A 10,281-nucleotide genomic window follows, 5' to 3' on the forward strand; every position below is an offset into this window, starting at 1 on the left:
GAAGTGAAGTGGGGGATGAGAAAAAACCCCACTGATGGAAGTTTCACTTTATGTAAAAGTAATCATGATCTGTTGCTCTCAACTATGAATGGGAAAGAGCTATCTATTTGCATCATTGCTTATTCATATTAATTTAGCTCCGTCTCTTTTTCAAAACAAGACAATTGGCTCAATGCTGAAGTTGAGGGAATATAATCCTTGGAGGCTCAAATGAGTAAAAAAATATTAGTCGTAGATGATGAACAATCAATATCAACACTTCTCCAATATAATCTCAAACAAGCAGGTTATGATGTTTTAACTGCTTTTGACGGGGAAGAAGGCTTACTAAAATGTATTAGTGAAGAACCAGATTTAGTTGTATTAGATTTAATGTTACCGAGAATGGATGGAATTGAAGTGTGTAAGCAGCTTAGACAGAGAAAAATTATGGTTCCTATTCTCATGTTAACTGCAAAAGATGATGAGTTTGATAAAGTATTAGGGTTAGAGTTAGGGGCAGATGATTATATGACGAAGCCTTTTAGCCCTCGTGAAGTAGTAGCTAGGGTGAAGGCGATACTTAGACGTACGCAGACAAGTACGGGAAAAGAGATGGTAGGGAACCATATTCCTGAGAAATTGTCTATTGGTGATTTGAAAGTGTTACCAGAACATTATGAGGCATATTATGCAGATGAGAGATTGGATTTAACTCCAAAAGAATTTGAACTGCTTGTTTATTTGGCAAAACATAAAGGAAGAGTGCTTACTAGAGATCAGTTATTAAGTGCTGTTTGGAATTATGATTTTGCGGGTGATACTCGTATTGTCGATGTCCATATTAGTCACTTGAGAGAAAAGATTGAAAGAAATACGAAAAAACCATTATATATTAAAACGATAAGGGGATTAGGCTATAAATTAGAGGAGCCTAAGGCGAATGAATAAATTCCGTTCCCGTTTTCTTTTTGCATTAATTACTTTAATAATTGCTGTTTTAGTCGGCCTTGGTCTGCTTTTAGGTCAGATATTTAATAATTATTATATGAATGCATTTAAGGATCGGATGGAACGCGATGCACAGCTCGTAAAATTCCTTATAGGCGAGGAAGGAAAGAATTCTGAAAGCTATCCAAATTTATTAACAGATTTGAGTCATACGATCCATTCAGATATATTTATTTTGGACAAGAATAGGAAAATAGATTTTTCAGTTGGAGATAATTCATATGATGAAAGTTTAATAAAATCACAGTTAGCCCAGTTCGATTATTCAAAAGAGGGATTTCATTTTAGCGACCCCAAAAATGAATTAAGTTATTATATATTACCTATTATAGCAAATGGACATATTACCAATATTATTCTTTTGGCTGCACCAATTGATTCATTGCAAAAAGTGAATCAGCAAATGTGGATGGTTCTTGTTGCAAGCTTAGGGTTGGCATTTATCGTTATTGTATTATTAGGATTTAGAATAACTGCACAGTATACAAAGCCGATTGAGTCAGCAACAAAAGTAGCGATTGAACTTGCAAAGGGAAACTATAAAGCGAGAACATATGAGGACCATCTCGATGAGACAGGCATGCTCAGTCAATCAATTAATATTTTGGCAAGAAATTTGCAGGATATGACAAGAGCACAGGAAATGCAGCAGGATCGTCTTCAAACATTGATTGAAAATATGGGAAGCGGATTAATCCTTATTGACGGAAGAGGATATGTTAATCTTGTTAACAGGGCATATAAAGAGATATTTGAAATTAAGTCAGTCGACTTTCTATATCAGCTTTATTATGATGCATTTAAGCATCAAGAAATAATCGATATTATTGAAGAGATATTTATGACAGAAGTAAAAGTTAGAAGGCAGCTGCACATACCAATTAAAATTGAGAGGCGGCATTTTGAAGTATACGGAGCCCCAATTATCGGAATGAATGATGAATGGAAAGGGATCGTACTTGTCTTCCATGATATAACAGAATTAAAGAAATTAGAACAGATGAGGAAAGATTTCGTTGCTAACGTATCGCATGAGCTAAAAACTCCGATTACTTCTATTAAAGGATTCAGTGAAACATTACTCGATGGGGCTCTATCAGACGAGGAAACAGCGGAATATTTTTTAGCAATTATTTTAAAAGAAAGTGATCGTCTACAAACATTGATTCAAGATTTACTCGATTTATCAAAAATAGAGCAGCAGGGCTTTGAACTATCATTCAGGCATTGTGATTTAAGAGAGATATTTGAAGAGATTCATATATTGTTAAAAAGCAAAGCAATAGAAAAAGAACTAGAGCTATCTGTTAATCTCCCGGAAAGTGATTTATTTATTATGGGAGATCTGTATCGTTTAAAACAGATCTTTATTAATCTAATTAATAATGCATTAACATATACTCCAAAAGGCGGAACTGTCTGGGTGAATGTGGAAAACCATTCGGAGTATGTATTAATTATGATAAGTGACACTGGTATAGGGATAACAGAAGAAGAAATACCGAGAATATTTGAAAGATTTTACCGTGTTGATAAGGCTAGAAGCAGGAATTCCGGTGGTACTGGACTTGGACTTGCTATTGTGAAACATTTAATTGAAGCGCATAAAGGCCAGATTAGTGTGCGCAGTGAAATAAACAAGGGGACTACATTTACTGTAAAGCTTTATAAAGAAATAAAATGATCTATTTCACAATATCTTTACATAGAATTTACAACTAATTTATTTTTTCTTAACAAATAGTTGATAAGATAATTAGTGAAAACCCCTTCATCCAAGGAGCCAATCTTTTGGACGAGAGCGTAATGCTTTCGTCCCTTTTTTTTGTCCTCTTTTCCTTGCTTGATCTTTTAACAGGCTTAGAGCTCATCTATATGTATCATTTCTTCTATTTTCGCTCAGTTCTCACTAAAGTTGAATTGTACAAGGAATCCTTATTATTTCTATTTATTTACTAATATTGAAAAATATGATGATGTCCAATCTTTACATAAATATGTAATATGTTCTTTTAATTTAACAAAATAATAAATAATGAAACTTTTTTGTCATATACTCGTAGTAATTATAGACGGAATTATGAAGGCAAAGATAGGGAGGCAAACATGATAAGTATAAAACGAATATTAGTTATAGCTGGCTTTTCATTATTAATCGTCTGCTTAGGAATTGTTGCTTTTACGACTTGGTATACTGTTGATGAATCTGAGCAAGCAGTTATGATTACTTTAGGTGAAGTCGAAGAAGGAATTAGTGAACCGGGACTACATTTTAAATGGCCATGGCCGATTCAGCATGTCGAAGTACTGTCAAAGGAAACATTCAGTTTACAGTTTGGATATGAGGAGAATGCGGACGGAGATGTGAAAGACTTTCCAAAGGAAACGAAAATGATTACCGGCGATGAGAACATTGTTCTCGCTGATATGGTTGTTCAATGGAAAATAACAGAGCCGGGAAAATATTTATTTAATTCAGAAAATCCACAGGAAATTCTCACTGATGCCACTTCAGCATCTCTGCGCAGTATTATCGGAAGTTCAAAAATTGATGATGCTTTAACATCAGGGAAAGTAGAAATTGAGACGCAGGTGCATGAGCTCTTATCATCTTTAATAGAAAAATATGATATCGGGGTAAGCATACTGGCTGTAAAATTACAAGACGTTGATTTGCCTAATGATGAAGTTAGAAAAGCATTTACGAATGTGACAGATGCAAGGGAAACAATGAATACAAAAATAAATGAAGCAAAAAAATATAAAAATAAACGAACGGAAGAAGCAAAAGGAGAAAAAGATGCCCTTATGTCAAAAGCACAAGGGGATAAAACAGCCCGAATTGAAAATTCCCGTGGTGATGTAGCTAAATTTAATGCAGTTTACAGTGAATATGCAAAAGCAAAAGCAATTACTGAGAAACGTCTTATTCTTGAAACGATTGAAGATGTCCTTCCGAATGCACAAATTTATATTATGAAGGACAACGGTGATACAATGAAGTATTTCCCTTTAAACGGTGCCACACAGCCAGTGCCACCAGTTAATGAGGAAGGAAGTGTAAAAAATGGTCAATGATAAGGTTGTAGGCATGAAGGAAAAAGCGCCTTTTATGTTTAAGAAATATACTAAAATAGGTGCAGTTATCATTATAATACTTTTACTTTTAATTGGAATATTAACAAATTTATTTATAGTTAAGGAAAATGAATATAAAGTAATCCGTCAATTTGGTGAAGTCGTAAGAATTATTGAAGAACCTGGTTTAAATTATAAAATTCCGTTTATTCAATCCGTAACGACATTGCCAAAATATCAAATGACATACGATGTACAAGAGGCAGAGATAAATACGAAAGATAAAAAGAGAATGTTAATTGATAATTATGCTGTTTGGAAAATAAAAGATCCAAAATCTATGATTTCGAATGCAAGAACAATCGTAAATGCAGAGACGAAAATGGGTGAATTTATATTTTCAACGATTCGTGCTGAATTAGGAAGATTAGATTATGATGAAATTATTAATGACGAAAAATCTTCTCGAGGGAGTTTGAATGATAAAGTAACTGAAATTGTGAATGGTTTATTAGAGCGTGATAAGTATGGAATTATTGTGACAGATGTCCGTATTAAGCGGACAGATTTACCGGCGGAAAATGAGGCTTCTGTTTTTACGAGAATGATTTCTGAAAGGGAATCAACGGCACAGGGATATTTATCAAAAGGTGATGCTGAGAAAAACCGGATTATTGCTCAAACAGACAAGGAAGTAAAGGAAATGTTAGCAAAGGCTGAGGCGGAGGCTGATATTATCCGGGGACAGGGAGAGCAGGAAGCAGCAAAGAACTATAATGAGGCATACTCAAAAGATGCCCGCTTTTATGAGCTGTATAGAACACTCGAATCTTATAAGAAAACAATTGATGATGAGACAGTATTAGTTATTCCGTTTGATTCACAATATGCTAAATTATTAATGGGTGAAACCGAATAAATATATGACATGAGCCGTCATTTTCCTTTCTATTTAGAAATGTTAAAATAGAAATGGAGAATGTCGGTTTTTTATTCGTATAGAAAGAGGAGGCACATATTTTGACGGAAAAATTAGTTCTAATTGATGGCAACAGTATCGCATACCGGGCTTTTTTCGCTTTGCCATTGCTGAATAACGATAAAGGTGTACATACAAATGCAATTTACGGTTTCACGATGATTCTTATGAAAATTTTAGAAGAGGAGAAACCGTCTCATATTCTTGTTGCTTTTGATGCCGGAAAGACGACATTTAGACATAAAACATTTAAGGAGTATAAGGGTGGAAGACAGAAAACTCCGCCCGAGCTTTCTGAACAATTTCCGTTTATTCGTGAGCTACTTGATAAATATCAAGTTTCACGTTACGAGCTTGAAAATTATGAGGCTGATGATATAATCGGCACCCTTTCAAAGCAAGCGGAGCAAGATGGTTTTGAAGTGAAAATTATTTCAGGAGATAAAGATTTAACACAGCTTGCAACGAATAAAATTACTGTTGATATTACACGCAAAGGGATAACAGATGTTGATACATATACACCTGAATTTATCGAAGAGAAGTACGGTTTAACACCTGGACAGATTATTGATATGAAGGGATTAATGGGTGATACTTCTGATAATATTCCAGGAGTGCCGGGTGTCGGTGAAAAAACAGCGATCAAATTGTTAAAGGAATTTGAAACTGTTGAAAACCTTCTTGAATCGATTGAAAATGTCAGCGGTAAGAAGTTAAAAGAAAAACTTGAAGAAAATCGTGAACTTGCACTGATGAGTAAAGAGCTTGCAACGATTAATTGTGAAGTACCGATTGAAGTTGCTGTTAATGATACTTTATATAATGGCTATGAGACAGCTGAAATCGTTCCGTTTTTCAAAGAACTTGGTTTTAATTCTTTGCTGGACAAGCTTGGAGAAGATGTATCAGAAGATGCAGCGGAAGTGGAAGATATTACTTATGAAACGGTAACCGAAATCGATGAGCGTGTATTAACGAAAGAATGTGTCCTTTTAGTAGAAGTAATAAATGAAAGCTATCATAATGCTGATATTATTGGTTTCTCGATTATAAATGAAAATGGACAGTTTTATGTACCGGCAGAAGCTGCGCTTGAATCAGATAACTTTAAGATTTGGGCTGAAAATGAAGAAAATAAAAAAATTGTTTATGATGGAAAGAAATCAATTGCTTCTCTTAGCTGGAAAGGTACGAAGCTCGCTGGTGTTTCTTTTGATGTATTAATTGCCGCATATCTTTTGAATCCATCCGAAACATATGATGATATCGCAAGTATTGCGAAAGCTAATAGAATTCAAGTAGTGCAAACAGATGAAGCAATATACGGTAAAGGTGCAAAAAGAGCTATTCCAGATGAATCACAGTTAGGGGAACATCTTGTTCGTAAAGCACTTGCCCTGTCTATGTTAAAAGAAAAATTAGAAAATGAACTGGCAGAAAATGAGCAGTCACAGCTCTTTTATGATTTAGAAATGCCTTTATCTATTATTTTAGCTAAAATGGAAGTTACAGGAGTTAAGGTAGATGTCGAACGTTTACGGGAGATGGGCAAAGAATTAGCAGAGCATTTATCCCGTTTGGAACAAAATATTCATCAATTAGCTGGTGAAAGCTTTAATATTAATTCACCAAAACAATTAGGTGGTATTCTTTTTGAGAAATTAAATCTGCCTGTTATTAAGAAAACGAAAACAGGGTATTCTACCTCTGCAGATGTATTAGAAAAATTAGCTAGTGAGCATGAGATTGTAGAAGAGATTCTGCATTATCGTCAGCTTGGCAAATTACAATCTACTTATATCGAAGGACTGCTAAAAGTTGTTCATAAAGATACGGATAAAGTTCATACCCGGTTTAATCAAGCATTAACATCAACAGGAAGGTTAAGCTCGACAGAACCTAACTTGCAAAACATACCTATCCGTTTAGAGGAAGGGCGTAAAATTCGTCAGGCTTTCGTTCCATCAAATAAAGATTGGGTTATTTTCGCAGCAGATTATTCACAGATTGAATTAAGAGTATTAGCTGATCTTTCAAAAGACGAAAACTTAATCGAAGCATTTGAAAATGATTTAGACGTTCATACGAAAACAGCGATGGATGTATTCCATGTAAATAAAGAAGAAGTAACATCCAATATGCGCAGGCAGGCGAAAGCTGTTAACTTTGGTATTGTATATGGGATTAGTGATTACGGACTTTCGCAAAATCTGAATATAACGAGAAAAGAAGCTGGTGAATTTATTAATCGTTATTTCGATATTTTCAAAGGTGTAAAGGACTATATGGATGATGCTGTTCAGGAAGCAAGAGACAAAGGTTACGTAACAACAATCTTACATCGCAGACGTTATATACCTGAAATTACGAGCAGTAATTTTAATTTGCGGAGCTTTGCTGAAAGAACAGCGATGAACACACCTATCCAGGGCAGTGCAGCCGATATTATTAAAAAAGCGATGATTGATATGGCTGAGCGATTAAAAACGGAGAAATTGCAAACAAAGCTATTATTACAAGTTCATGATGAATTGATTTTTGAAGCTCCAAAAGAGGAGATTCCTATTTTGGAAAAAATCGTACCAGAAGTAATGGAAAATGCTGTCCGATTAAATGTTCCTTTAAAGGTCGATTATGCTTTCGGTCCATCATGGTATGATGCAAAATAAGGAAGTGGTTTTATGCCTGAACTACCAGAGGTTGAAACAGTAAGGAAAACGTTAATTCAGCTCGTTAAAAACAAAAAAATTCAAGATGTCATTATTTACTGGCCAAAGATAATAAAAAAGCCGCTTGAAATTGAGCAGTTTCAAGATGCTCTTAAAGGCCAAACAATTGTTGATGTAGGCAGAAGAGGAAAATTTCTAAAATTTTATTTAGATGATTATGTGCTTGTTTCTCATCTTAGAATGGAAGGTCGTTATGGACTTCATAACAATAATGAGGAATTTGATAAACATACCCATGTCATTTTCCAATTTGATGATGGAACAGAACTAAGGTATCGTGACGTGCGGAAATTCGGCACGATGCATCTTTTTAAAAAGGGAGAGGAAGAGGATGAACTTCCGCTTTCCCAGCTTGGTCCCGAACCATTTTCAAATCTCTTTACGGTTAATTATTTAAAAGAAAAACTTTCGAGAACGAACAGGAAAATAAAAATAGCTTTACTTGATCAAACATTAGTAGTCGGTCTCGGGAATATTTATGTAGACGAAGCATTATTTCGCGCAGGGATTCATCCGGAAAGAATAGCGAAAGATTTAACGGGAGAAGAATATACAGCTTTACATGGGGAAATTATTCGAACATTAGAAGAAGCAATTGAGTCGGGCGGGAGTACCATTCGTTCTTATGTGAACTCTCAAGGGGAAATTGGACTTTTTCAATTAAAAATATTTGTTTATGGAAGAACAAATGAGCCTTGTAAAAAATGTGGAACGATTTTAACAAAAACAGTTGTTGGTGGAAGAGGCACACATTATTGTTCAACATGTCAAAAATAAAAACCTGACGATATCGTCAGGTTTTTATTTTTGGCTTTGTCTTGTCCCTTCATAATTTCTTTTTTCATACGTAGATTGATAACAGATGAAAATAAATAGATACCCCTTTAACAATTTATAGGCATTCATCATACACTAAGTTAGCAATTCGTAAAGGGGTTAGACTAATGGCTATATACAGTTCACTTTTATTATTAGCTTTTGCAGTCAGCATAGATAGTTTTTCCGTTGGTTTTACGTATGGATTGAGGAAAATGAGGATTCCGTTTAAATCGATTTTAATTATTGCATGCTGTTCAGGAGTTACATTATTAATAGCAATGCTTATCGGCCATTTACTTTTAACATTTATGCCAATATATATAGCAGATAAGCTGGGCGGAATTATCCTTATTCTAATAGGGGCATGGGTACTGCTCCAGTTTTTCAGACAGGAAAAGCAAGAATCAATGAACGAGGAAAATGAAAAAACAATATTTAATTTAGAAATTAAATCAATAGGAGTCGTTATTCATATTTTGAGAAAACCGATGCGGGCAGATATGGATAACTCGGGGACAATAACAGGAATAGAAGCTTTCTTACTAGGTTTTGCATTGTCCCTGGATGCATTTGGAGCAGGGATCGGGGCTGCCTTATTAGGTTACTCACCAATATCAATGAGTATATTGGTCGCTGTGATGAGTTCTTTATTCGTTTTAGCAGGAATTAAAAGCGGTCATCTTTTTGCGGATAATAAATGGATGGATAAGTTTGCTTGCCTCCCGGGGATCTTGCTTATTATTATAGGTGTATGGAAACTATAAGTAGCAGGAGGCATGTTTTATGACATTGATAATTGGTTTAACCGGTGGTATAGCGAGTGGGAAAAGTACTGTCTCTAATATGTTTAAGGAAAAAAATATTACAGTTGTTGATGCAGACCAAATTGCAAGAGATGTTGTAGAAATCGGAAAAACAGCATACAAAGAGATTGTTCAGCATTTCGGCAAAGAAATATTAAATAATGATGAGACAATTAACCGTGCGAAACTTGGTTCGATTATTTTTCAAAGTGAAGAGGAAAGAAAAATATTGAATAATATTGTTCATCCTGAAGTCCGAAAAGAAATGATGAGACAAACAGAAATTGCAAAGGAAAATAAAGAAGAAATAGTCGTTCTTGATATACCATTATTATATGAAAGTAATTTAACACATCTTGTTCATAAAACATTACTCGTTTATGTAGATGAAAATGTACAAGTGAAAAGATTAATGGAGAGGAATAATTACACATATGAAGAAGCAAAAATGCGAATGGAAGCTCAACTGTCTTTAGAAGATAAATTAAAATTAGCGGATCATGTTATTAATAATAATGGTACAATAGGGGAAACAGAAGAACAATTAAATAAACTGATAAATGAATGGTTAGACAAGTAAAATAATTATTGTTTATAATAATTAAAACTTTTAAGATAGGGCTGTCTGATAAAGTCCTTAACAAGTCATTATATTTGATTTTTACTGAAAGGCCCTGTCACTAAATCCTTGATTTTACTGGATTTCCATGACAGGGCCTTTCAGCAGGATGTCCCGAAAGGATAGATTTTTATCCTTTTGGGACATCCTCATCTCTTTTTATTATCGTTAAAATTCAGTATTATGGTAGGTAGAAGAAAAAACGACATTTAAGTAAATTCACTTAATTACTTTTATTAGATAAAGTGAAACTTCTATCAG

The 10,281-nt window shown here is 34.4% G+C and carries 8 protein-coding genes; all 8 read left to right on the plus strand.

Features of this window, described 5'->3' with window-relative positions:
- The first annotated feature begins 210 nt into the window (after positions 1-210).
- The 8 genes from BFA01S_RS18875 (at position 211) to coaE (ending at position 9,981) form a co-directional block, all read left to right on the plus strand.
- The gene (locus tag BFA01S_RS18875; protein ID WP_066234454.1) at positions 211-930 is read left to right on the plus strand and encodes a response regulator transcription factor; all 720 of its coding nucleotides are present in this window, start codon (positions 211-213) and stop codon (positions 928-930) included.
- A complete protein-coding gene (pnpS, locus tag BFA01S_RS18880) occupies positions 923-2,674 on the plus strand; it encodes a two-component system histidine kinase PnpS (protein ID WP_066234459.1) in 1,752 nt (583 codons plus the stop codon). The genes BFA01S_RS18875 and pnpS overlap by 8 nt, the downstream gene beginning before the upstream one ends.
- Positions 2,675-3,096: 422 nt before the next feature.
- On the plus strand, positions 3,097-4,068 hold the full coding sequence (gene hflK / locus BFA01S_RS18885) for an FtsH protease activity modulator HflK (RefSeq protein ID WP_066234462.1): 972 nt from the start codon (positions 3,097-3,099) through the stop codon (positions 4,066-4,068).
- Entirely contained in the window at positions 4,058-4,987 is a 930-nt protein-coding gene (gene hflC, locus BFA01S_RS18890; protein ID WP_066234464.1) for a protease modulator HflC, read from the plus strand. Before hflK ends, hflC begins: the two co-directional genes overlap by 11 nt.
- A gap of 101 nt (positions 4,988-5,088) precedes the next feature.
- Positions 5,089-7,719 (plus strand): DNA polymerase I, encoded by a 2,631-nt coding sequence (gene polA, locus BFA01S_RS18895; RefSeq protein ID WP_066234467.1) that lies wholly within the window; start codon positions 5,089-5,091, stop codon positions 7,717-7,719.
- Positions 7,720-7,731: 12 nt separating this feature from the next.
- Positions 7,732-8,556: a DNA-formamidopyrimidine glycosylase gene (mutM, locus tag BFA01S_RS18900; RefSeq protein WP_066234470.1), complete on the plus strand. Its 825-nt coding sequence runs from the start codon at positions 7,732-7,734 to the stop codon at positions 8,554-8,556.
- 167 nt (positions 8,557-8,723) lie between these two features.
- Positions 8,724-9,362, plus strand: coding sequence for a sporulation membrane protein YtaF (gene ytaF / locus BFA01S_RS18905; protein WP_066234473.1), 639 nt, complete (start codon positions 8,724-8,726; stop codon positions 9,360-9,362).
- 19 nt (positions 9,363-9,381) lie between these two features.
- The gene (gene coaE, locus BFA01S_RS18910) at positions 9,382-9,981 is read left to right on the plus strand and encodes a dephospho-CoA kinase (protein ID WP_066234475.1); all 600 of its coding nucleotides are present in this window, start codon (positions 9,382-9,384) and stop codon (positions 9,979-9,981) included.
- Positions 9,982-10,281 lie beyond the last annotated feature (300 nt).

Source organism: Metabacillus fastidiosus NBRC 101226 (assembly GCF_001591625.1).
Classification (GTDB): Bacteria; Bacillota; Bacilli; order Bacillales; family Bacillaceae; genus Metabacillus; species Metabacillus fastidiosus.